We start from the raw sequence: 21,633 nt of genomic DNA on the forward strand, positions 1-21,633 counted from the left end.
ACGGCGACGCAACGGGATTTGAACGCCGGCCTGCCACATGAAATGGCATTTGCGTTGTGCAGCGCGAACGATGCTGGGCTGGTGACGCCGGGCAGGCTAAGAAGGTGCAGCCAACGCCGACAGCGAAAGGAGATTTCAGCCCATGAGACCATCCGTACGTATGACGCTGTGCCTGGCTGCGGCCATGCTGCCGAGCCTGTCGGCCGTAAGCCCTGCTGCGGCAGGGCAGACGCTCGGCGTCGCCGACGCGCCTTTCACAGCGACGTTATCCAACGTCGCGCCGCTTGCCTTCGGCATGGATGTCGGTGAGACATCGCGCGTGCTGGAGCAGCCGTTGATCTATCTGAACGGCGCGCCCGGCAACGAGACCTTTCTGGCACTGCGTAATCTCGGCGGCAGCGGACTGGTCCCGCACCATCACCGCCTCTACCTGAAGTTCCGCAGGGGACGGCTGACCGGCTGGAAAGAGGACTACGGCACCAACTGGATGTGGCGCTGACGCGCGCCTGACGACCGCAAGAGGACAGAACGTGGGACAAGATATCAAGCTGACGGCATCCGACGGCTTCCAGCTCGGCGCCTATCGCGCCGATCCGACGGGAAGTGCAAAGGGCGCGCTGGTCGTCATCCAGGAGATCTTCGGTGTCAACCATCACATCCGCAACGTCTGCGACCGCCTCGCCGCCGCGGGTTACGTTGCCATCGCGCCGGCGATCTTCGACCGCGTCGAACCCGGCTTCACCTCAGGCTATTCGCCAGACGAGATCGCGGTCGCGCGCAAGTTCGTCGCCAATCCGGATTGGGCGGCCTTTTTGCGCGACACCCAGGCCGCAATCGACGGCGTGAAGAATGTCGGGCCGGTCGGCATCATCGGTTTCTGCCTCGGCGGCAGCATCGCCTATGCGGCTGCGACCAAGCTGTCGGGCCTCCGCGCTGCCGTCGGCTATTACGGCGGCGCTGTCGCGCGGTTCGCCGACGACAAGCCGACGGTGCCGACCCAGCTACATTTCGGCGAGAAGGACGCGGGCATCCCCTTGCGCGACGTCGAGGCCATCAAGGCCAAGCGGCCGGACGTCGAGATCTTCGTCTATCCCGGCGCACAGCACGGCTTCGGTTGCGACGAGCGCGCCAGCTACGACCAGCCGAGCGCCGATCTCGCCTGGACGCGCAGCCTGGCGTTCCTTGCGCAGCACCTGCACTGAACGTCCAACCACCGTCATTGCGAGGAGCCTCGCGTCACTCAGCGTCAGGTCGACGCAGGTGCTCAGGTAGGCGTTGAGCCGCAATCACTCGTGCGGAGATCAGAACCAGCGCTCGCCGACCTGGATGGTGTCGCCCGGCTTGAGCGAGGTGCCGAGCGGCACCTCGTAGCGCGCGGCCCCGGAAGCATCGGTGTGGGTCAGGGTGACGACGTCGCGCCGCGCCCGAGGCGAGAAGCCGCCGGCGATCGCGATCGCGCTCTCCACCGTCATGTTGGGTACGTAGGGGTATTGGCCGGGCGCCTGCACCTCGCCGAGGATGAAGAACGGGCGATAGGCTTCGATCTCGACGGCCACCGAGGGCTCGCGGATGTAGCCGTTGCGCAGCTTGGCGGTGATCTCGGCAGCGAGGCCGGCGGTGGTGCGGCCGCGCGCCGGCACGCTGCCGATCAGCGGCATCGTGATCGATCCGGACGCATCGATCGCATAGGTGTTGGTCAGGCCCTCCTGGCCGTAGACGACGACGCGCAGCTTGTCGCCGGCGTCGAGATGATAGGCGGAGTCGCGGCGCGCCGGCGCATAGCCGGCGGGAACGACATAGGCGCCTGCGCCGGTGGCGGCAGCGAACGAGTTGCGCAGCGCCGGGATCGCCCCGCCCTGCCCGGTGGCGGCAACCGGGCCGGTGGAAGGCGTTCCATAGGCCATCGCGTCGAGATCGCTCTGCGGCTGGACGGCAGCGACGGGGGAGATCGTCTGCATGCAGCCCGACAACAGGATCGCGGACAGGACGGCAATGACCGGAACAAACAACGCGCGCACTCGAACAATCCTTGAATGAGGATGTGCGCTAGTCATGCGCGGTTAAGGTTAACAAACCGTTGGCGCGTGTAGTCCCCGTCGCAAGCGGGCGACGGTCAAAGCCGCCCGAAAAAATCCCCCTCCCACGGCGTGGGAGAGGGATCCGATGTTCACCGTGATCGGGCGCGCTCAGCCTGCCTATGCGCTCACGCCGACTCCGATCGGGCACGCGACGCCCGTTCCGCCCAGGCCGCAATATCCGGCCGGATTCTTGGCCAGGTACTGCTGATGATAATCCTCGGCGAAATAGAACGGCCCTGCCGGGACGATCTCCGTCGTAATCGCTCCGAGCCCCTTGGCGCGCAGCGCCGACTCGTAGGCCGTCTTCGACGCCTCGGCCGCCTCGCGCTGCGCGTCGCTGAACGTGTAGATCGCCGAGCGATATTGCGTGCCGACGTCGTTGCCCTGACGCATGCCCTGGGTCGGGTCGTGGCTCTCCCAGAACGTCTTCAGGAGGCGCTCGTAGGACATGATCTTGGGATCGAACACCACCAGCACGACCTCCGTGTGCGCCGTCTGCCCCGAGCACACCTCCTCGTAGGTCGGGTTCGGCGTATGGCCTCCGGCATAGCCGACGGCGGTGACGTGGATGCCGTCACCGAGCTGCCAGAACTTACGCTCCGCGCCCCAGAAGCAGCCGAGCCCGAACACGGCCTGCTCGAGGCCGTCCGGATAGGGCGGCAACAGGCGGCGACCGTTGACGAAATGCGTCGCGGCGGTGGGGATCGGCTGGGCGCGGCCGGGCAGCGCCTCGGCGGCAGACGGCATGACAGGGGCTTTGCGCATGAAGAACATGGGATGTCTCCGCTCATGGCCAGCGCCCGCGGGACGGCCCACGGCGCGATGACCTCTTGTCAGGGGAATATATAGGGCTCTACGGGTCCGGCAGTAGCGCTGTTACGCCGCGCCAGCGGTTCCCGCGCCGCGCTGCCAGCGGAATCCAAGACAGCTGCCGGCGCGGCGAGACGAACAGCCGCGCTCAGTCGCGCCCGTAGCCGATGAGCGGCTTGCGCGGCCGGAACAGCAGCATCAGCAGGATTCCGAGCAGGCCAAGCACCGCAAACACTGGCTGGTCCAAAAATACCTTGACGATCCACTCCCACAGGAACGGGGCCTTGGCCTCGATCCAGGCCTTGAAGGCGGCCTGGCTCGCCTGGTGGACGTCGTTCCAGAGCTGGCCGAAACGGGTGAACTGCAGGGTCTGGTCGGCCACCCAGCGCGCGCCGTCATAGACCAGGAAGATGAAGCTTCCGGCCAGCAGCAACAGCCCTACCAGACGGAAAAAACCGCGGATCATGCCTCACCTGCCCTCTCTCGCTCGCCCTTGCGGGCAGCAAGGCCATAGCGGGGGCCCCGCAGAAATTCAACCTCGTCAGGGGCTTAGAACCGGGTTTTGGTCGATTCCGGCCGCCGCGGGCCGCTCCGAGACCGTTGACGCTCGGCAGGGCTGCCCCTATAAGGTCGCCATTGGCGGTGGGCGCAATCCCGCCGCCGCTGTTCTTTGAGCAGCGCCGATCCGCCGAGCACCCGCTCCGGTCATGGCATTCTCAGAGAGGCGTCCGAACAACCCACCGCGTCGATGGGGCCGCGTCAAGCGGGCCGCGCGCGTACCCGCAAGAGCGGCGACTGCTCGCCGCCGAAGGATATTTGAGAGCATGGCCAACACGACTTCCGCGAAGAAGGCGACGCGCAAGATTGCCCGCCGCACCATCATCAACAAGTCGCGCCGCACCCAGATGCGCGGCGCGGTTCGCTCCGTCGAGGACGCGATCAAGAAGGGCGATCGCGACGCCGCGCTGAAGGCGATGGCCAATGCCGAGCCGCAGCTGATGCGCGCCGCGCAGCGCAACATCATTCACAAGAACAACGCGAGCCGCAAAGTGTCGCGCCTCACGCATCAGATCGCCAAGCTCGCGAAGTGACGCTGACGATCGGCTGACGAACTATCAAGATGCAAACAGCCCGGCTCGCGCCGGGCTTTTCTTTTGTACCATCTTCAATTGCGCGTTCGGCTGTCGCGCATCCCTCCATCGCTCGCCGCGCCTTCTCCATTTGATGGTCACATCTTGATGGTGATATCGCATCGCGAATACGATCTTCGCGCGTGGTGGAACCCGCGCGATGTCGTGCGCGCCTGACACATGTTCCGTCGGAACTACACGAAGTTCCGTATTTTTACGCAGTGACAATATTGTCTCATCTGAAACAGCTGCGAATCTGCGCGCCGCGCTTGCGCATCGATGTCAAGAGCGCGCGATGCGCCGCTCACTTTGCGCACCGCGCATCGCGGGAGTTACCCGCTTCGAGCAATCGCGAAAAACATCGTTTCGAAAATGACTTAAGTGCATAGCGTGACCAAGTGATTGGAAAAGCGGGTGAGGCCGGTCGAAACATAAAAAAATTATGAAGAAATTTTGGGCAGACGATGTTGTTTGTCACATCCGAGATTCCTCGCGATGATTCAAAACGTTGCTTTCTTAACGCGCAACACCGCGTCGCAACCGCTGCGAAGACTCGTAACGCGTGCTCCGATCTTATGGATTGCGAGTCCTGACGCATCGTGTATTTCTTTAATCACTCGCGGCGCCCACGATCTTGAGACCAGCGCGGTTTTAGAAACGGGGCGGACGTGCAAATCGGCGGCGGTGTGCGCGTTGGCGACGCTTTCCAAAGCGATGGCCGGATCTGTACCCATAGCAATATGGGGAACGATTGAACTTTGTCGAAATTTCTCGGGCGCAGCATCATCGTTGCGCCGCTTTGAACAAGAGAAATACGACATCGGTCGACCCGGCTGGAGCTCGTGGCGGCTTCGCTCACCGAGTGGACAAGTTGGACGGGGATGTACGGCGGTGCGGCTGAATCTTGGGGTTCGGGCGCGGCGGCATTGGGATGACAACTTGCCGTGAGCAATCACGGCAGGGCGGGGAGGTTGCATGTTTTACGGACACATTGCGGGCACACACTATAGGCTGGTTCCGGACAACGCACCCTTGGCGGTCAACACTGAAGTGATCGACATCTCCAGCCCGGCCATTGCCAGCACGGCGATCGGCCCTCCCGCGTCCATCGCGCATCTGAGTATGCGCTGACCTCGCGGAGAAGCTTCTTCCACCAGCATTGATGGCCCGACGGCGTCCACGCCGAACGGCGAGCCATGTCTGGAGTTGAGCCTCCGCTCGAGGTCTCGCTGCGGCACACGTGTCCTTTCACGGGACGTCTGCCCGGCGATCACACGACACCACCACTCAATTCGAAAAGTTGCGACTGCCATGACAAATTCGGAACAGGAACGCTGGTCTCGCGTGAAGGGTCGGCTGCGCTCGACCGTCGGCGAGGACGTCTATACGAGCTGGTTCGCGCGGATGGACCTCGAAGCCGTCCAGGACGAAAGCGTTCATCTGTCGGTGCCGACGCGTTTCCTGAAGAGCTGGATCCAGGCGCATTATGCCGAGCGCGTGCTGTCGTGCTGGCAGGCCGAGATGCCGGAGGTGCACCGTATCGATCTGTCCGTTCGCACCGCGATGCGCTGCGCGGCGCCGGTCAAGGAAGCTCCCGTCGCCGTCGAAGCCCGCCGCGCCGAACGCAACGACGCCAGGCCGGCGACCAGCGCCGACGCGCGAACGGCGTCGGCTGCGGCTTCGCTCGCCACGAGCCATGATGCGCTCGGCGGCTCGCCGCTCGATCCGCGACTGACCTTCGCCAGCTTCGTCGTCGGCCGCGCCAACACGCTGGCCCATGCGGCGGCGCGCCAGGTCGCCGACGGTCGCCGCGGCGATCCCGTGATGTTCAACCCGCTCTACATCCATGCCGGTGTCGGGCTGGGCAAGACGCATCTGCTGCAGGCCGTGACCTGGGCCGGCAACGCCGGCGGCGAACGCAAGGTGCTGTACCTCACCGCCGAGAAATTCATGTACGGCTTCGTCGCAGCGCTGAAATCGCAGACGGCGCTGGCCTTCAAGGAGGCGCTGCGCGGCATCGACGTGCTGGTGATCGACGACCTGCAGTTCCTGCAGGGCAAATCCACCCAGGCGGAGTTCTGCCATACGCTGAATGCGCTGATCGACGCGGGGCGTCAGGTTGTGATCGCAGCCGACCGGCCGCCGTCCGACCTCGAAAGTCTCGATGATCGCGTCCGCTCGCGGCTTGCCGGCGGCCTCGTCGTCGAGATGGCAACTTTGGGCGAGGATCTCCGCCTCGGCATTCTCAAGTCGCGCGTCGCGGCGGCCCGCGCCCATCATGCGAGCTTCGACGTGCCGGAGCCGGTGCTCGACTATCTCGCCCGCTCCATCACCCATAACGGCCGCGATCTCGAGGGCGCGATCAACCGCCTGCTGGCGCATTCCAAGCTCAACAACCAGCCGGTCACGCTCGACATGGCCGAGCGCGAGGTGCGCGACCTGGTGCGGCCGCAGGAACCGAAGCGCATCAAGATCGAGGACATCCAGCGCGTCGTGGCGCGGCAGTACAACGTCAGCCGCTCCGACCTCCTGTCGTCGCGCCGCACCGCCAACGTGGTGCGCCCGCGCCAGGTCGCGATGTACCTCGCCAAGACGCTGACCCTGCGCTCGCTGCCCGAGATCGGCCGCCGCTTCGGCGGGCGCGACCACACCACCGTGCTGCATGCGGTGCGCAAGATCGAGGCGCTCGTCGGCAAGGACGTCGCGCTGAACGACGAAGTCGAGTCGCTGAAGCGCCAGTTGCAGGATTAGAGGGCACGCACGGCCAGGGGAGCGGACAGAAGGTTCGCCCCCAGCCGGGCCGTTGTCCCGGCCGTTCGACGCTGTCCTCGGACGTCATGCTCGGCCCCCGCCTCCGGGTCACGGAAGAGCCTGCCGAAACATGGGAAATCGGCTCCGCATCCCTTGCGCTTGAGCCCCATCCGCGCCACTTTACGCCTCCCCCTCACGCTCCTGGACGCTGGCCAAGCGCCGTTCGGGCGCGAGGTGCCATCGGCCGCGGCGCTGCTATAGCCCGCCGGCATTCCAGGACAAGCTCAGTTGGAACGGGCGGGTATAATACAATGAAGGTGACCGTCGAACGCGCACAGCTCCTGAAGTCGCTGGGCCACGTCCATCGTGTGGTCGAGCGCCGCAACACCATCCCGATCCTGGGCAATGTGCTGGTGCGCGCCGAGAATGCCCGGCTGTCGCTGCGCGCGACCGATCTCGATCTCGAAGTGACGGAAACCCTGGCGGCCGAGACCGCCACCGCGGGCTCGACCACAGTTCCGGCGCACATGTTCTACGACATCGTCCGCAAGCTGCCGGACGGCTCGCAGATCGTGCTGGAGAGCGACGGCGAGCGCGCGGTGCTCGCGATCCGCGCCGGCCGCTCCAAGTTCACCTTGCAGACGCTGCCGGAGAGCGACTTCCCGGATCTCGCCGCAGGCGACATGACGCATGCGTTCGGGGTTCCCGCCAAGGACATCAAGAGCCTGATCGACCGCACGCAGTTCGCGATCTCCACCGAGGAGACGCGCTATTACCTGAACGGCATCTATCTGCACGCCGGCGGCACCGCCAAGCAGCCGACGCTGCGCGCCGTCGCCACCGACGGTCACCGCCTCGCCCAGGTCGACCTGCCGCAGCCGGCCGGCGCCGCCGAGATGCCCGGCGTGATCGTGCCGCGCAAGACCGTCGGCGAGGTGCAGCGGCTGATCGAGGACAATGACAGCGAGATCAGGATCGAGCTGTCGCAGGGCAAGATCCGCTTCACCTTGGGGCAGGTGGTGCTGACTTCGAAGCTCATCGACGGCACCTTCCCGGATTACGGCCGCGTCATTCCGCAGAACAACGACAAGGAGCTGGTCGTCGACAAGGCCGATTTCGCCGCCGCCGTCGACCGCGTCTCCACCATTTCCTCCGAGCGCGGCCGCGCCGTGAAGCTGGCGCTGGCGCCCGGCAAGCTGGTGCTGTCGGTGACCAATCCGGATTCCGGCAGCGCGACCGAAGAGCTCGAGGTTGAATACGCCGCCGACGCGCTCGATATCGGCTTCAACTCGCGCTATCTGCTCGACATCGCTGCCCAGATCGAGGGCGAGGTCGCCGTGCTCCGGCTCGCCGATCCAGGCTCGCCGACATTGATCCAGGACCGCGACAACAGGAATGCGTTGTACGTGCTGATGCCGATGCGGGTGTGAGGCGAGACTTCTGCGAGATCGAGTTTAACCCGTCATGGCCGGGCTTGACCCGGCCATCCATCCTTACAAATGGCCTACTGGGTTTACATCCTCGCGAGCAAGCCGGGCGGCACGCTGTATGTCGGCGTGACCAATGATCTCGTCCGGCGCGTCTATGAGCACCGCGAAGGTCTCGCCGAGAGCTTTACGCGCCGCTATGGCATCAAGCGCCTCGTCTATTTCGGGGCGCATGAAACAATCGCGGCGGCGCTGCAACGTGAGAAGAACATCAAGCACTGGTCACGCGAATGGAAGGTCGACTTGATCGTCGCAAACTACCCGGACTGGCGCGATCTCTATGATGAAATGGTCCGCTGACGCGGACGATGGATTGCCGGGTCAAGCCCGGCAATGACAGAACTGGGCTTGCAACTCCACCCCATGACCCCCTCCCGCATCCACCGTCTCGCGCTGACGCATTTTCGCAGCTATCGCGCTGCCAGCGTCAGCGTGCAGGCGGACATGGTCGCGCTGGTCGGGGCCAACGGCGCCGGCAAGACCAATTGCCTGGAGGCGATCTCGTTCTTCGCGCCGGGCCGCGGCCTGCGCCGTGCCACCCTGGAGGACGTCGCCGACAACCAGGGCGACGGGTCGTGGGCGGTCTCGGCGGAGGTCGAGGGCGCGCTGGGGCTGACGACCTTCGGCACCGGCATCGAGCCGCCGCACAGCGATGCGAACACAACACGCCGCTGCCGCATCGACCGCGAACCGGTCGGCTCGGCCGCCGCCTTCGGCGATCACATCCGCATGGTGTGGCTGACGCCTTCGATGGACGGCCTGTTCATGGGCGCGGCCTCCGAGCGGCGGCGCTTCTTCGACCGCCTGGTGCTCGCGATCGACAGCGAGCATTCGAGCCGGGTGTCGGCGCTGGAGCGCTCGCTGCGCTCGCGCAACCGGCTGCTCGAGGTCCGCAATTTCGACGATCATTGGTGTGACGCGATCGAGCGCGAGACCGCGGAGCTCGCGGTCGCCGTCGCCGCGAGCCGCGGCCAGACCGCGGTGAAGCTCGCCGCGATGCTGCGCCAGCGCGGACAAGCCTCGGCGTTCCCGTCCGCCGAGATCGCGCTCGACGGCTGGATGGAGAATGCGCTGCTGAGCGAGCCGGCCCTCGCCGTCGAGGACCGCTATCGCGCTGTCCTGCGCGACAATCGCGCGCGCGATGCCGCCGCCGGCCGCACGCTCGACGGTCCGCATCTCACCGATCTCCATGTCGTCTATGCGCCGAAGAGCATGCCGGCGCGCGACGCGTCGACCGGCGAGCAGAAGGCGCTGCTGATCGGCCTCATCCTTGCGCATGCGACCTTGGTCGCCGAAACCACCGGCATCGTGCCGATGCTGCTGCTCGACGAGATCGTCGCCCATCTCGATCCCGGCCGCCGCACCGCTTTGTTCGCCGAGCTCGGCACGCTCGGTGCCCAGGTATGGCTGACCGGCGCCGATCCCGCGGCGTTTGCCGAACTACGCGAGCTCGGCGAGATCTTCGACGTCGAGGCGGGGCGGATCAGCGCGCGGCGGTAGCTCATTCCGCCGTTGAACCTATCAGTTCGCCGGTTCGACTAGTTGTCGTTGGATGGCACGCCGGCGCCAACCGCTCTCCTCCAGCGCCCGAGGGCACAAGCGCCCCGAACTCGAAATCCCGGAGATCGATGATGTCAGAGCTTTGGCAGCAGGCCATCGCCGCGCCGCGGCTGAGTCGGTTTGCGTGCGGGCTGTTGCTGCTCGCGAGCTGTGCCGGACCTGCGCGCGCCGACGACGCCATCGTCGACGTCCACGCGCTGCCGCGGCTCGAGGGTGCGGTGGAAGACACGTCGCATCCCGATCGCTACCGCGCCATCTATCGTCTGCCGGCGCCTGTCGCAGCGGCCAATGCCGCCACGCAGCAGTTGCTCGGCGCCGACGGCTGGGTGCGCTATGTCAGGCCGCTCGAAGAGCGCAATCCGACGCTCAGCTACAAGAAGGACAAGCAGGGGCTCCTGGTCTTCTTCACAGGCAGCGCCGGCCGCGCCGGGCAGTCGGAGGTGACCTACTCGCCGCAGCGGATCTACGCCAATTTGCCGTTCCCCGATGGCGCTGCTGACATCGTGTTCGACGAGACGCGGCCTTATCTGTCATGCATCGCGCCGATGACGCTGGATGCGGCGCTGACCTTGTTCCGCAAGGAGATGTCCGCCCTCGGCTGGCAGCCGCTGACGGCCGAGGCCGCCGCGCGCTGGCCCAATGCCGATCTGGGCGAGACCGCGCCGGGCGGCGTGCGCGCCTTCTACGGCCATGACGACGGCGACGGTTATCGCCGGCAGAATCCGGTGATGCTGACGCTGACCCGGCGCGACGACGGCCGGACCCATGTCGAGATCCGGATCGCGCCATTCGCGCTACCCTCCACCCTCGAAGCCGGCGACGACCACGCCGGCCTGCCGATGCCGAAGCCGACCAAGTGGTCGCAAAGCCTCGGCAGCGCGGCCTCGTCGAGCCGCCAGGCCAATGGCGCCGTCATCGCCGAGCTGCCGGCCGTGCTCGCCTTCTACACGCGGGAGATCCCCGCGCGCGGCTGGCGGATCGAGACGGCCGGTCCGGGAACGCCGGACGAGGTCACGCTCAAGGTCGTCGCGCCCGAGGACAACGGGACGCTGAAGCTGTCCCGCAAGTACGATCTCACCATGGTCGAGCTGTCGATGCGCACCACCGAAGCCGCCCTGGCCGCCCGCGCCAAGGCGAAGAAGGACGCCGACGACAGGTTCATGGCGGATGCCGCCGCGATGGCCAAGCAGGTGATCGCCGCCGACGAGGCGCGCCGCGCCGTGCAGGCCGGCGCCATGTCGGATGCGCCCGTGAAGCCGCTGGCCGGCAATCCGGCGCCGATCGCGCTGCCCGAGACCGCCGAGGCCGTGAGCTTCGATGGCGACCGGGGACAGCTCGCGTTCAAGTCGGCTTCGTCGGTGAAGACACTCGCCGGCTTCTTCCGTTCCACGTTGAAGACGGCCGGCTGGAAGGAGGCGCCGACCGTGATCGACAATCCGACCATGGCGCGCCTGGAGTTCTCGGCGAAGGGCAAGTCGGTGGCGTTCACGATCATGCAGATGGGCCCCAAGGTGAGCGTCACGGCCGACGGCACCGGCCTGCTCGCCGCCGCCAGGCCTTCGGCCGCGGCCCGACCGGCCAAGGACGCGACGCCGCTCGAGGCCGATCCCGACTCGGCGCTGCCGGTGCCGAAGCAGCACAGCGCGACCGCGCTGTCGCGGTCCAGGGCGCCGGGAATGGACACGCCGCTGCGGCTGGAGCTGGAGGCCAGCGTCCCGGCCGAGCTCGGTGCCGTCACGGCCTTCTACCGCGCCGAGCTGACCAGGCTCGGCTGGCGGGAGAAGCCCGAGGACGCGCAGGCCAGCCCCGATCGGGTCCGGCTCACCTTTACCTCGTCGCAGGGACCCGCCGTGCTCACGCTCGGGCGCGCCAAAGGCGAGACCTCGGTCAACCTGGTGCAAAGGAATGCAGAAGCGGCGGCCAAGGCCGGCATCCTGCCGAAGCCTGGCCGGGCCAAGCTGATGCTCGGCAATATCGGCGACACCGACGCCGTGCTGACCATCAACGGGCAGACGATCGGGATCGCGGCCGGCACCGGCAGCCCGCAATCGCCCAAGGGCCCGCTGCTCGACCTGCCGCCAGGCAAGCACCGCTACGAGCTGAAGATCGCCCGCCGGCCCGCCGTGATCGACACGCTGGAGCTCGCCGCCGGCGATGCCTGGGGCCTCATGGTTGGCCCGGGTGGCACCGCCCTGCCGCTCCCGCTCTACTGAGGCGGCACCTGCCGCGTCACGCGTGACTCGTGCCCTGAATCGCACGCGAAAGCGCCCCGCCGCACGCCTCAAAACCAGCCGCGGGAATGGCCTGAATCCGGCTTTCGGAGGGGACGAAAACGACCCTCGCCAGGCCTTGAAAAACCGTTAAAAAGCGCTATCTCTTCAATGTCTTACGACGGGCCACTTTGCGCTAGGCGCGTGGCTTCTTTCGTGAGAGAAAGAGCGCTCTCGGCATGCGATCTGCAATGCCGATTCGACCACCCCTTCCGAAGGCCCCACATGACCGAACCCGCCCGGCAAACCATCGCCGACAACGAGCCTGCAACCGCGAACGAATACGGCGCAGAATCGATCCGGGTGTTGAAGGGCCTGGATGCCGTGCGCAAGCGCCCGGGCATGTATATCGGCGACACCGATGACGGCTCCGGCCTGCATCACATGGTCTACGAGGTCGTCGACAACGCGATCGACGAGGCGCTGGCTGGTCACGCCACCGCGGTCGAGGTGGTGCTCAATCCGGACAATTCGGTCACCGTGCGCGACGACGGCCGCGGCATTCCCGTGGACATTCACAAGGGCGAAGGCGTGTCCGCCGCCGAGGTCATCATGACCCAGCTGCACGCCGGCGGAAAGTTCGACCAGAACTCCTACAAGGTGTCCGGCGGACTGCACGGCGTCGGCGTCTCCGTCGTCAACGCGCTGTCGAGCAAGCTGCAGCTTCGGGTCTGGCGCGACGACAAGGAGCATCTCATCGAGTTCGCCCATGGCGACGCGATTGCGCCGCTGAAAGTGGTCGGCGAGGCCAAGGGCAAGCGCGGCACCGAGGTGACGTTCCTGGCCTCGACGGAGACCTTCAAGAACGTCGAATACGACTACGCGACGCTCGAGCATCGCCTGCGCGAGCTCGCCTTCCTCAATTCCGGCGTCAACATCGTGCTCTCCGACATGCGCCACGCGGTCGAGAAGCGCGAGGAGATGCATTACGACGGCGGCGTCGAGGAGTTCGTCAAATATCTCGACCGCAACAAGAAGGCGATCGTTCCGGCGCCGATCATGGTGCGCTCGGAGGTCAACGGCATCACGGTGGAAGCTGCGCTGTGGTGGAACGACAGCTATCATGAGAACGTGCTGTGCTTCACCAACAACATCCCGCAGCGTGACGGCGGCACCCATCTCGCCGGCTTCCGCGGCGCGCTGACGCGCCAGGTCAACGGCTACGCCGAGGCCAATGCGAAGAAGGAGAAGATCGCGCTGACCGGCGACGACTGTCGCGAGGGTCTCACCGCCGTCCTTTCCGTGAAGGTGCCGGATCCGAAATTCTCGTCGCAGACCAAGGACAAGCTGGTGTCCTCGGAAGTGCGTCCCGTGGTCGAGAACGTTCTGAACGAGGCGCTCGCCGCCTGGTTCGAGGAGCATCCTGGCGAGGCCAAGACCATCGTCGGCAAGGTGATCCAGGCCGCGGCGGCACGCGAGGCCGCGCGCAAGGCGCGCGAGCTGACCCGCAAGAGCCCGCTCAGCGTCTCCTCGCTGCCCGGCAAGCTCGCCGACTGCCAGGAGAAGGATCCGGCCAAGTCCGAGCTCTTCATCGTCGAGGGTGACTCGGCCGGCGGCAGCGCCAAGCAGGGCCGCAACCGCGAGTTCCAGGCGGTGCTGCCGCTGCGCGGCAAGATCCTCAATGTCGAGCGCGTGCGCCCCGACAAGATGCTGTCGAGCGAGCAGATCGGCACCCTGATCACCGCGCTCGGCACCGGCATCAGCGACGAGTTCTCGATCGACAAGCTGCGCTATCACAAGATCATCGTGATGACGGACGCCGACGTCGACGGCGCCCACATCCGCACGCTGCTGCTGACCTTCTTCTACCGGCAGATGCGCGAGATCATCGATCGCGGCCACCTCTACATCGCCCAGCCGCCGCTCTACAAAGTCACGCGCGGCAAGTCCGAGCAGTATTTGAAGGACGAGCGCGCGCTCGAGGACTATTTGATCGGCACCGGCCTCGACGATTGCGTGTTCAAGACGGCGGAAGGCGAGGAGCGCAAGGGGCGTGACCTCCTGGCGCTGGTCGAGGAAGCGCGTCTCGTCCGCAACATCCTGCGCAACCTGCACACGCGCTACGACCGCAAGGTCGTCGAGCAGGCCGCGATCGCCGGCGTGCTGCGCCCAGACATCACCCGCGACATCCCGACGGCGGACGCCGCGGCCGCCTACATCGCAAAGCGGCTCGACGTGCTGGCCGACGAGGTCGAGCGCGGCTGGATCGGCCACTTCGTCGAGGGCCAGGGCTTCACCTTCGAGCGCACCGTGCGGGGCGTCAAGGACGTCGCCGTCATCGACGACGCATTGCTCGCGTCCGTCGATGCCCGCAAGCTGGACGAATATGCGGCCCGCCTGCAGGAGGCCTATGCGAAGCCCGGCGCCTTGCGCCGTGGCGACGTCCAGACCGTGATCCATGGCCCGGTCGATTTGTTCGAGGCGGTCACCGATGCCGGCCGCAAGGGCATCAACATGCAGCGTTACAAAGGCCTCGGCGAGATGAACCCGCAACAGCTCTGGGAGACCACGCTCGACACCGAGGCCCGTACGCTGCTGCAGGTGAAGGTCAAGGAGGTCGACGAGGCCGACGACATCTTCACCAAGCTGATGGGTGACGTGGTCGAGCCGCGCCGCGAGTTCATCCAGGACAACTCGCTGTCGGCCAACGTGGACGTGTAGGCACGACGTCCAGCCCGAGTCTACCTCGCACTGGCGCGATAGACGACCAGGCGCACCCTGAGTCTGCGGAGCAGTGGCCTGCCCGTGCCTTCCGTGTTAATTCCGTTGAAGATCGATGTTCCGCTTTCGCCGGTCCCCCGGGCGAATCACCATCTCAGAACGGACTTTTCGCGCATGGCGCCCATTCAATACATCGTCGAGGGCGGTCACCGGCTCAAGGGCGCGATCGAGCCGTCCGGCAACAAGAACGCCGCGCTGCCGATCATCGCCGCCGCGCTGCTGACCGAGCATCCGGTCACGCTCGACAACGTGCCGCGCATCCGCGACACCGAGACGCTGGTCGAGCTGGTGCGCTCGGTCGGCGCCTCCGCCGAATGGCGCGGCCGGAACAGGCTCACGATCCATGCCAAGGAGATCCGCGCCGCGGACCTCGATCCGGACCTCTGCGCGCGCATCCGCGCGTCGATCCTGCTGGCAGGGCCCCTGCTCGCCCGCTGCGGCGAAGTGGCGCTGCCGCCGCCAGGCGGCGACGTCATCGGCCGCCGCCGCCTCGACACCCATTTCCTCGCCTTCGAGCAGCTCGGCGCCACCGTCACCGCGACCGACAGGATCGAGCTGCGCGCCTCCGGCCTCAAGGGCGCCGACGTCTTCCTGGACGAGCCCAGTGTCACCGCGACCGAGAACGCGTTGGTGGCCGCGGTGGCCGCGCATGGCACGACTTACTTGCGCAACGCCGCCTCCGAGCCGCACGTCCAGGATCTCGCCCATTTCCTGGTCGCGCTCGGGGCCAACATCGAGGGCATCGGCACCAACACGATGGTGATCCATGGCGCCAGCACGCTGGGCCAGGCGAGCTACTCGATCCAGCCCGATCACATCGAGGTCGGCTCGCTGATCGGGCTCGCCGCGGTGACGCGCTCTCCCTTACGCATCGTGCGCGCCGGCACCGAGCATCTACGCTCGATCCGCATGGGCTTCGAGCGGCTCGGCATCGTCTGCGAGGTTGCCGGCGACGATCTCATCGTGCCCTCGGAGCAGACGCTGCGGATCAAGGACGATTTCGGCGGCCACGTGCCGAAGCTGGAGGACCAGCCCTGGCCGGCCTTTCCCGCCGACCTGATGTCGATCGCACTCGTCACCGCCACGCAATGCGAGGGCGTGATCCTGATGTTCGAGAAGATGTTCGAGTCGCGGATGTTCTTCGTCGACAAGCTGATCTCGATGGGCGCGCGCATCGTGCTGTGCGACCCGCACCGCGCCATCGTCGCCGGCCCGAGCCGCCTGCGCGGCGCCCGCGTCGTCTCCCCCGACATCCGCGCCGGCATGGCCATGCTACTGGCCGCGCTGTGCGCCGAGGGGACCTCGTATATCGACAATGCCGACCAGATCGAGCGCGGCTACGAACGCATCGACGAGCGGCTGAATGCGCTGGGCGCCAAGATCACGCGCGTTCCGGAACGCGGACGGTAGCGCTATTCGCGCAGGATCTCTCCGCCGTCATTGCGAGCAGCGCTATGGCATTCGCGTGCTGGCTTCGCGGACATCCGTGTGCGATGATGCTTCGTATCGCGCACAGCGCGGGAACAACCGTGACATGTGAGGCTCATTGCACATGGCCATCAGCGAGATCACTCCCAACGTCGACCGTACCAGATGGCTCGCCGGCGCGGAGTTCGCTGATGCATTTCGCATCGCGATTGACGAGCCGGCCATCGATGCCCGCACGGCGGCCGAGCGCATGCTCGGTCACGCGCCCTGGTGGATGGCGGCGCTCCTGAAGCTCCGTAACCTGCTGGTCAGACCCTTCGGTCTGAAGACCTCGGGCGCGGACCCAGGCAACCCACGTCCTCTGATCGGGATGTTTCCTGTCGTGGACGAAACGCCGCAACGAATCGTGCTCGGCTTCGACGACAAGCATCTGGATTTTCGTGTCCTGGTCGACGTGGTCTCTCATCGCGCGACCACGCAAGTAACAGCGAGCACTCTGGTGCAGACCCACAACGCTCTCGGCCGCGTCTATCTCGCCGTGATAAAGCCGTTTCACCGCCTCGTCGTGAAGGCGATGCTCCGGCAGGTCGCAACGGCCGCCTGATTCCGCGCAAGTCTTCGACCCGCCGCCGCGCCGGCTCTCCGTCCCCGGATTGAATACTCCGCAAGCAATGACGGAGAACGCATCGAACCGCGCGGCAGCCCAGCCGAGCCACCACGTTGCGTCTTGCCGGTTTTCAGAATTTTTCGCTTGCTTCTATTTCGAAAATCAGAAACAATGCACCCGTCCCGTCCTCATGAGAGGGGCGCTTCGCGATCGTCACGGACCGTTGAGGGTGGGATGCGATGGATGCGGCGGCTCACAGCGCGCACTTGGGGTTTCCTCGAGGCTGGCGCGTGGACGAAGGGGCTGTCGCATACGGCGAAATCGTATGGTCCTGGCCTCCCGATGCTGAGGTCAAGCCGGCGGGCGATCCGCAGGTGACGGGGGCAAACAAGCCCGGTCCCCGGGGAGAGTACGTATAAGCCGTTCCAACCATGGCGCAGGGAAGGCCGGATGTGCGGCCCACCTGTGGTGACTGCCGCCTGCTACTTCTTTTGCAGGCGGGCCATGGGTGTGGTCAAGCACCCGGCCTTCCCTGCCCCTCTTCCTGTTCGAGGGGAGCAAATCGAGCATCACCCGGGCACGGCGTGCCGCGGGAACGCGTGTGGCCGTCCGATCCGATCTGGTTTGGCACGAGAGCAGTTCTCGACCTCCATCGCGAACCCAAGCTCCAACGATGACGTTGCCGCGACGCTCTCGTCTCGCACCGCCCAGGACGACGACGGCGTGATGTGCACGTCACTGCGGGGACTGCTATAGCCTCGATCATGACCTCGACAGCTGGAACCGACCACGCGCCGCCGCCGGCCGCGCCGACATCTTCTCTCGCCCTCGAACTCTGGGAGACGGTCCGCCTGGCCGCGCCGATGGCGCTGACGCAGCTGTCGCAGATCGCGATGATGTCGACCGATCTCGCCTTCATCGGCCGGCTCGGCGGCGATGCGGTTGCAGCGGCGGCGTTAGCGGGCACCGTCTACTTCGTCGGCTCCACCTTCGGCATGGGTCTGATGTCGGCGGTGGCACCGCTCGCCGCGCAGGCGTTCGGGGCGGCCGACGCCGGGCTGGTCCGGCGCGCGCTGCGTGTCGGGCTGTGGGCCGGGCTGTTCATCGCGTTGCCGATCATGCTGATCGCGCTGAACGGCGAGATCATCCTGCTCGCACTCGGACAGGCGCCGGACGTGGCGCATCTCGCGCAGGACTATCTCGCCGGTCTCGCCTGGGGGATCGCGCCGATGCTGTGGTTCCTGGCGCTGCGCAGCTTCATGGGCGCCGTCAACCGCCCCGAGCCGGTGCTTTGGATCACCCTGGCCGCGATCCCGCTCAACGCGCTGCTGGTCTATCCGCTGCTCTACGGCCACTGGGGTTTTCCGCAGCTCGGCCTGACCGGCGTCGGCCTCGCCACCTCGACCGTCAACCTCGGAACGTTTCTTGCCGGTCTGTGGTTCGCCGCGTTGCGCCCGCCGTTCCGCGACTATCATGTCCTGGCCCGGCTCGGGCGCATCGACTGGCGGCTGATGCGGCAGCTCCTGATCATCGGCGCTCCGATCTCGCTGTCGTTCCTGCTCGAATATGGCCTGTTCTCGGCGGCCGCGATCCTTATGGGGCTGATCAGCACGGCCGCTCTCGCCGCGCATCAGATTGCGCTGCAGATCACGGCGATCCTGTTCATGGTGCCGTTCGGCATCAGCATGGCTGCGACCGTACGCGTCGGCCATGCGGCCGGCCGCAACGATGCGCACGGTGTGCGCCGCGCCGGCCTGATGGCGATGCTGCTCGGCCTCGTCCTTGCCATGCTGTTCACGCTCGGCATCATCCTTGCGCGGTTCGAGATCGCGCAGCTGTTTCTTGGCGCCGGCCTCGCCGATGCCGCGGCGACTGTGGCACTTGCTGCCACGCTGCTCCTGGTCGGCACGACCTTCTTCATCACCGATGCGCTGCAAACCATCGCGGTCGGCGCACTGCGCGGCATCAAGGACACGCGCATCCCGCTGCTGCTCGCCGTGCTCGGCTACTGGCTGATCGGCTTTCCCGCCTCCTATGCACTCGCGTTCCACACCGCGCTCGGCGCGACCGGGATCTGGATCGGCCTGTCGATCGGCACCGCCATCTATGCGGCCCTGCTGGTGCTGCGCTTCCTCCGGTTGTCGCGATGAGGAGATCAGGCCCCCGCTGTATCCGGCGTCTCGTCGCGCTCCGGTCGATGCGGCTTCCCGGTCGACGCTCCCGCCCATTCGGCGACGACGCGCTCGAGGTCGATCAGGTTCTGACGCATCTGCTCCAGCGAGAAGCCGAGCGCGAAGAAGCGCTCGGCGGCGTCACCCGGCAGGCCCCGCGTGAGACCGTCGCTGCGGACGGCGGCGACCTCTTCCGCATAGGCCTTCACCGCGACGTGGATCGGCCAGATGGCCGGCGGGCCGGAGCCGTTGCGGATGGCCGCGGCACAGCCGCGCAGATAGCTCGCGATGGCATCGCTGACGCGCGACACCGGTCCCGACAAGCGCGCCTGGAGCTCCGACGGCAGCGGCACCACGCTGGCACGGCCGATCATCACGACGTCGTGGCGCAGGCGCAGGATCGTCCGCAGCAGCGGGCCGGTATCGGCGCCGGAGGACAGCCGCGCCGAGCGCTCCCGCTCGGCCTCCGCTCCTGTCGCATTCAATTCGGTGAGCGCGGCACCGATGCCGTCCTGGATCCGATGCAACGCGTCGTTGTCGCGGCCGCGCGACAGGCCGGCCAGCAGCTCGGTGAAGGCGGCTGCGATCAGCTCGAGCAGACGGCCCGCCGCGCTACGCATCTGCACGTGCGCGCGCGACGGCAGCACGATGAACGAAACGGCGAGGCCGGTCAGCGCGCCGACCGCGACCTCGAACACACGGTCGATCGCCGATCCCAGCGGATCGAGATGGCCCATCGTGGGCACCAGCAGCACGATCACGGCCGTCACCGTCGCCGCGTTGAGACTTGGATTGATCGCGGCGATGAAGGCGAGCGGCGTCACCGCCAGGATCAGCATGCCGAGCAGTTGCAGCTCGCCCGAATGCGGGATGAAGACCGTGATGGCGCCGCCATAGATCGCACCGCCGATAGTACCGAACATGTAGTCGCGCGTTGCCTTCAACGAGCGCCCGACGCTGCCTTGCGTCACGATCAGCGAGGTCAGCACCGCCCACAGCGGCAGCTTCAGGTGGAAGGCCGTGGCGATCGCGAAGGCAAGCGTCGCCGCCACCGTGCCGCGGACCGCCAGCGACATCGGCGCCTTGCGGGCGCGCAACCGGCCGAACAGCCGTTTCAAGGACACCATCAGTCGCTCACCTCGAAAAGCACCAGCGCGATCGCGGCATGGCAGCTCCCCACCGGGCCGAACCGGCTTGAAAGGCGGAATCGGCTTGCCTACGGTCATTGCAACGATGCGAGGAAACACGATGGCCCAGGAAACCGCAACGCTCGCCGCCTATGTCGCGGAGCTGAAATATGACGATATCCCGCCCGAGGTGCTCGACCGCGCCAAGGTGCTGACGCTCGACTTCCTCGGCAGCGCCATCCGGGCCCGGCGCGAGGCGGAATCGACGCCGTCGGTGGTGAAGATGCTGGCGGCGCTGAAGCTCGATGCAGCGGGCGAGGCGACCGTATTCGGCGACGACAGAACCTGGACGCCGGCGGTGGCGGCGCTGCTCAACGGCACGATGGGCCATTCGCTCGACTTCGACGATACCCACGCCGATTCCTCGCTGCATCCGAGCGCGCCGGTGGTGCCGGCCGCCTTCGCCGTCGGCGAGATGGTCGGCGCCTCGGGCCGCGAGGTCCTGACCGCGATCGTCGCCGGTTACGAGGTGTGCTGCCGGCTCGGCAACGCGCTCGATCCGACCTCGCATTATGCCCGCGGCTTCCACCCGACCGCGACCGCCGGCACCTATGGCGCGGCGGCCGCCGCCGGCAAGCTGTTCGGGCTGTCGGAGCAGCAGTTGATCTACGCTTTCGGCGTCTCCGGCAGCCAGGCCGCGGGCTCGCTGCAGTTTCTCGTCAACGGCGCCTGGAACAAGCGCTATCAGGTCGGGGCGTCGGCGATGAACGGCGTGATCGCGGCGACGCTCGCCAAGAACGACTTCGTCGGCGCGATCGAATCCGTCGAGGGCAAGCACGGTCTTCTGGTCGGCTACACCGACACGCCGCATCACGACAAGGCCGTCGCCGGGCTCGGCTCCACCTATGAGACGATGAAGATCGGCGTGAAGCCGTATCCGAGCTGCCGCTATACCCATGCTGCGATCGACGCCATCATCGCCCTGCGCCGCGAGCACAATCTGACGCCGGACCAGGTCAAGCGCGTCGAGATCGGCCTGCATCGCAACGGCATCACCCTGACGGGCGATGCCGCCACCAAGCGCCATCCGACCTCGATCGTCGGCGGCCAGTTCTCGATGTTCTTCACCGGCGCGCTCGCGCTCGACCAGGGCCGCTTCGGCTGGGACGACTACACGCGCCTTGGTGACGCCGCGATCAATGCGCTGGCCGACAAGTTCGACGTCGTGCAGGACGACAAATTGGAGATCGGCCACAGCCATCCGTTCGGCGCGCGCGTCACCATCACCACCGCGGATGGCGTGCACGAGCGGCTGCACGACGATCCCTCCGGCGAGCCGACCTCGTTCCCGACAGCACAGGCGATGAGCGACAAGTTTCTGACGCTGGCACGGCCAGTGCTGAGCAGCCGGGCACAGAGCTTCGCCGACGCGATCCTGTCGCTGGAGCGATTCGAACGTGTCGAGCAGGCCACCGCTTTGGGAAGAGCGTAAC

The 21,633-nt window shown here is 66.6% G+C and carries 18 protein-coding genes; 13 read left to right on the top strand and 5 right to left on the bottom strand.

All coding sequences use genetic code 11. The annotated features are described in order from the left end of the window. Positions 1-184 precede the first annotated feature (184 nt). Both ACQR1E_RS07395 and ACQR1E_RS07400 read left to right on the top strand, forming a co-directional pair. Complete coding sequence (locus ACQR1E_RS07395) at positions 185-499, top strand: hypothetical protein (RefSeq protein WP_434896989.1); 315 nt, start codon at positions 185-187, stop codon at positions 497-499. Between the two features lie 31 nt (positions 500-530). Continuing rightward, the gene (locus ACQR1E_RS07400; protein WP_315751819.1) at positions 531-1,202 is read left to right on the top strand and encodes a dienelactone hydrolase family protein; all 672 of its coding nucleotides are present in this window, start codon (positions 531-533) and stop codon (positions 1,200-1,202) included. Positions 1,203-1,301: 99 nt separating this feature from the next. Here the strand turns inward: ACQR1E_RS07400 and ACQR1E_RS07405 are convergent, their stop codons facing one another. The 3 genes from ACQR1E_RS07405 to ACQR1E_RS07415 form a co-directional block, all read right to left on the bottom strand. Next, entirely contained in the window at positions 1,302-2,018 is a 717-nt protein-coding gene (locus tag ACQR1E_RS07405) for a polysaccharide biosynthesis/export family protein (RefSeq protein ID WP_315715029.1), read from the bottom strand. A gap of 177 nt (positions 2,019-2,195) precedes the next feature. After that, positions 2,196-2,852 (bottom strand): peptide-methionine (S)-S-oxide reductase MsrA, encoded by a 657-nt coding sequence (gene msrA, locus ACQR1E_RS07410; protein ID WP_315751818.1) that lies wholly within the window; start codon positions 2,850-2,852, stop codon positions 2,196-2,198. 184 nt (positions 2,853-3,036) lie between these two features. Then, positions 3,037-3,354, bottom strand: a complete 318-nt coding sequence (locus ACQR1E_RS07415) for a hypothetical protein (protein ID WP_315715027.1) — start codon at positions 3,352-3,354, stop codon at positions 3,037-3,039. Between the two features lie 358 nt (positions 3,355-3,712). On the opposite strand from ACQR1E_RS07415, the gene rpsT reads away from it, so the two are divergent. Beyond that, complete coding sequence (rpsT, locus tag ACQR1E_RS07420) at positions 3,713-3,979, top strand: 30S ribosomal protein S20 (protein WP_315715026.1); 267 nt, start codon at positions 3,713-3,715, stop codon at positions 3,977-3,979. 539 nt (positions 3,980-4,518) lie between these two features. On the opposite strand, the gene ACQR1E_RS07425 is transcribed toward rpsT, so the two are convergent. After that, positions 4,519-4,839, bottom strand: coding sequence for a hypothetical protein (locus ACQR1E_RS07425; protein WP_315715025.1), 321 nt, complete (start codon positions 4,837-4,839; stop codon positions 4,519-4,521). Between the two features lie 490 nt (positions 4,840-5,329). Between ACQR1E_RS07425 and dnaA the strand changes: the two genes are divergently transcribed. The 9 genes from dnaA (at position 5,330) to ACQR1E_RS07470 (ending at position 18,992) form a co-directional block, all read left to right on the top strand. Further along, positions 5,330-6,769: a chromosomal replication initiator protein DnaA gene (gene dnaA, locus ACQR1E_RS07430; RefSeq protein ID WP_315715023.1), complete on the top strand. Its 1,440-nt coding sequence runs from the start codon at positions 5,330-5,332 to the stop codon at positions 6,767-6,769. 311 nt (positions 6,770-7,080) lie between these two features. Further along, positions 7,081-8,199, top strand: coding sequence for a DNA polymerase III subunit beta (dnaN, locus tag ACQR1E_RS07435; protein WP_315751817.1), 1,119 nt, complete (start codon positions 7,081-7,083; stop codon positions 8,197-8,199). A gap of 69 nt (positions 8,200-8,268) precedes the next feature. Next, positions 8,269-8,556, top strand: coding sequence for a GIY-YIG nuclease family protein (locus ACQR1E_RS07440; RefSeq protein ID WP_316170053.1), 288 nt, complete (start codon positions 8,269-8,271; stop codon positions 8,554-8,556). 63 nt (positions 8,557-8,619) lie between these two features. After that, positions 8,620-9,756 carry a DNA replication/repair protein RecF gene (recF, locus tag ACQR1E_RS07445; protein WP_434896862.1) on the top strand — a complete coding sequence of 379 codons (1,137 nt, stop codon included), beginning with the start codon at positions 8,620-8,622 and terminating at the stop codon, positions 9,754-9,756. 131 nt (positions 9,757-9,887) lie between these two features. Further along, a complete protein-coding gene (locus ACQR1E_RS07450) occupies positions 9,888-12,029 on the top strand; it encodes a hypothetical protein (RefSeq protein WP_316170051.1) in 2,142 nt (713 codons plus the stop codon). Between the two features lie 282 nt (positions 12,030-12,311). Continuing rightward, positions 12,312-14,747 carry a DNA topoisomerase (ATP-hydrolyzing) subunit B gene (gyrB, locus tag ACQR1E_RS07455; RefSeq protein ID WP_315751813.1) on the top strand — a complete coding sequence of 812 codons (2,436 nt, stop codon included), beginning with the start codon at positions 12,312-12,314 and terminating at the stop codon, positions 14,745-14,747. Between the two features lie 174 nt (positions 14,748-14,921). Beyond that, entirely contained in the window at positions 14,922-16,217 is a 1,296-nt protein-coding gene (gene murA / locus ACQR1E_RS07460; RefSeq protein WP_316170050.1) for a UDP-N-acetylglucosamine 1-carboxyvinyltransferase, read from the top strand. 142 nt (positions 16,218-16,359) lie between these two features. Then, entirely contained in the window at positions 16,360-16,839 is a 480-nt protein-coding gene (locus tag ACQR1E_RS07465; protein ID WP_315751811.1) for a DUF2867 domain-containing protein, read from the top strand. A 767-nt stretch (positions 16,840-17,606) separates the two neighbouring features. Next, positions 17,607-18,992 carry an MATE family efflux transporter gene (locus tag ACQR1E_RS07470; protein WP_434896863.1) on the top strand — a complete coding sequence of 462 codons (1,386 nt, stop codon included), beginning with the start codon at positions 17,607-17,609 and terminating at the stop codon, positions 18,990-18,992. 5 nt (positions 18,993-18,997) lie between these two features. Here ACQR1E_RS07470 and ACQR1E_RS07475 read toward each other — a convergent pair whose 3' ends face one another. Then, the gene (locus ACQR1E_RS07475; protein ID WP_316191484.1) at positions 18,998-20,140 is read right to left on the bottom strand and encodes an FUSC family protein; all 1,143 of its coding nucleotides are present in this window, start codon (positions 20,138-20,140) and stop codon (positions 18,998-19,000) included. A gap of 121 nt (positions 20,141-20,261) precedes the next feature. On the opposite strand from ACQR1E_RS07475, the gene ACQR1E_RS07480 reads away from it, so the two are divergent. Further along, positions 20,262-21,632, top strand: coding sequence for an MmgE/PrpD family protein (locus tag ACQR1E_RS07480; protein WP_434842503.1), 1,371 nt, complete (start codon positions 20,262-20,264; stop codon positions 21,630-21,632). Position 21,633 lies beyond the last annotated feature (1 nt).

This window comes from Bradyrhizobium sp. HKCCYLRH1030 (assembly GCF_051168395.1).
Classification (GTDB): Bacteria; Pseudomonadota; Alphaproteobacteria; order Rhizobiales; family Xanthobacteraceae; genus Bradyrhizobium.

Coding starts and splice junctions, on each gene's coding strand:
- ACQR1E_RS07395 (WP_434896989.1), top strand. CDS start 185: ATGCTGCCGAGCCTGTCGGCCGTAAGCCCTGCTGCGGCAGGGCAGACG.
- msrA (WP_315751818.1), bottom strand. CDS start 2,852: ATGTTCTTCATGCGCAAAGCCCCTGTCATGCCGTCTGCCGCCGAGGCG.
- ACQR1E_RS07415 (WP_315715027.1), bottom strand. CDS start 3,354: ATGATCCGCGGTTTTTTCCGTCTGGTAGGGCTGTTGCTGCTGGCCGGA.
- rpsT (WP_315715026.1), top strand. CDS start 3,713: ATGGCCAACACGACTTCCGCGAAGAAGGCGACGCGCAAGATTGCCCGC.
- ACQR1E_RS07425 (WP_315715025.1), bottom strand. CDS start 4,839: ATGTCGTATTTCTCTTGTTCAAAGCGGCGCAACGATGATGCTGCGCCC.
- dnaA (WP_315715023.1), top strand. CDS start 5,330: ATGACAAATTCGGAACAGGAACGCTGGTCTCGCGTGAAGGGTCGGCTG.
- dnaN (WP_315751817.1), top strand. CDS start 7,081: ATGAAGGTGACCGTCGAACGCGCACAGCTCCTGAAGTCGCTGGGCCAC.
- ACQR1E_RS07440 (WP_316170053.1), top strand. CDS start 8,269: ATGGCCTACTGGGTTTACATCCTCGCGAGCAAGCCGGGCGGCACGCTG.
- recF (WP_434896862.1), top strand. CDS start 8,620: ATGACCCCCTCCCGCATCCACCGTCTCGCGCTGACGCATTTTCGCAGC.
- ACQR1E_RS07450 (WP_316170051.1), top strand. CDS start 9,888: ATGTCAGAGCTTTGGCAGCAGGCCATCGCCGCGCCGCGGCTGAGTCGG.
- gyrB (WP_315751813.1), top strand. CDS start 12,312: ATGACCGAACCCGCCCGGCAAACCATCGCCGACAACGAGCCTGCAACC.
- murA (WP_316170050.1), top strand. CDS start 14,922: ATGGCGCCCATTCAATACATCGTCGAGGGCGGTCACCGGCTCAAGGGC.
- ACQR1E_RS07465 (WP_315751811.1), top strand. CDS start 16,360: ATGGCCATCAGCGAGATCACTCCCAACGTCGACCGTACCAGATGGCTC.
- ACQR1E_RS07470 (WP_434896863.1), top strand. CDS start 17,607: ATGACCTCGACAGCTGGAACCGACCACGCGCCGCCGCCGGCCGCGCCG.
- ACQR1E_RS07475 (WP_316191484.1), bottom strand. CDS start 20,140: ATGGTGTCCTTGAAACGGCTGTTCGGCCGGTTGCGCGCCCGCAAGGCG.
- ACQR1E_RS07480 (WP_434842503.1), top strand. CDS start 20,262: ATGGCCCAGGAAACCGCAACGCTCGCCGCCTATGTCGCGGAGCTGAAA.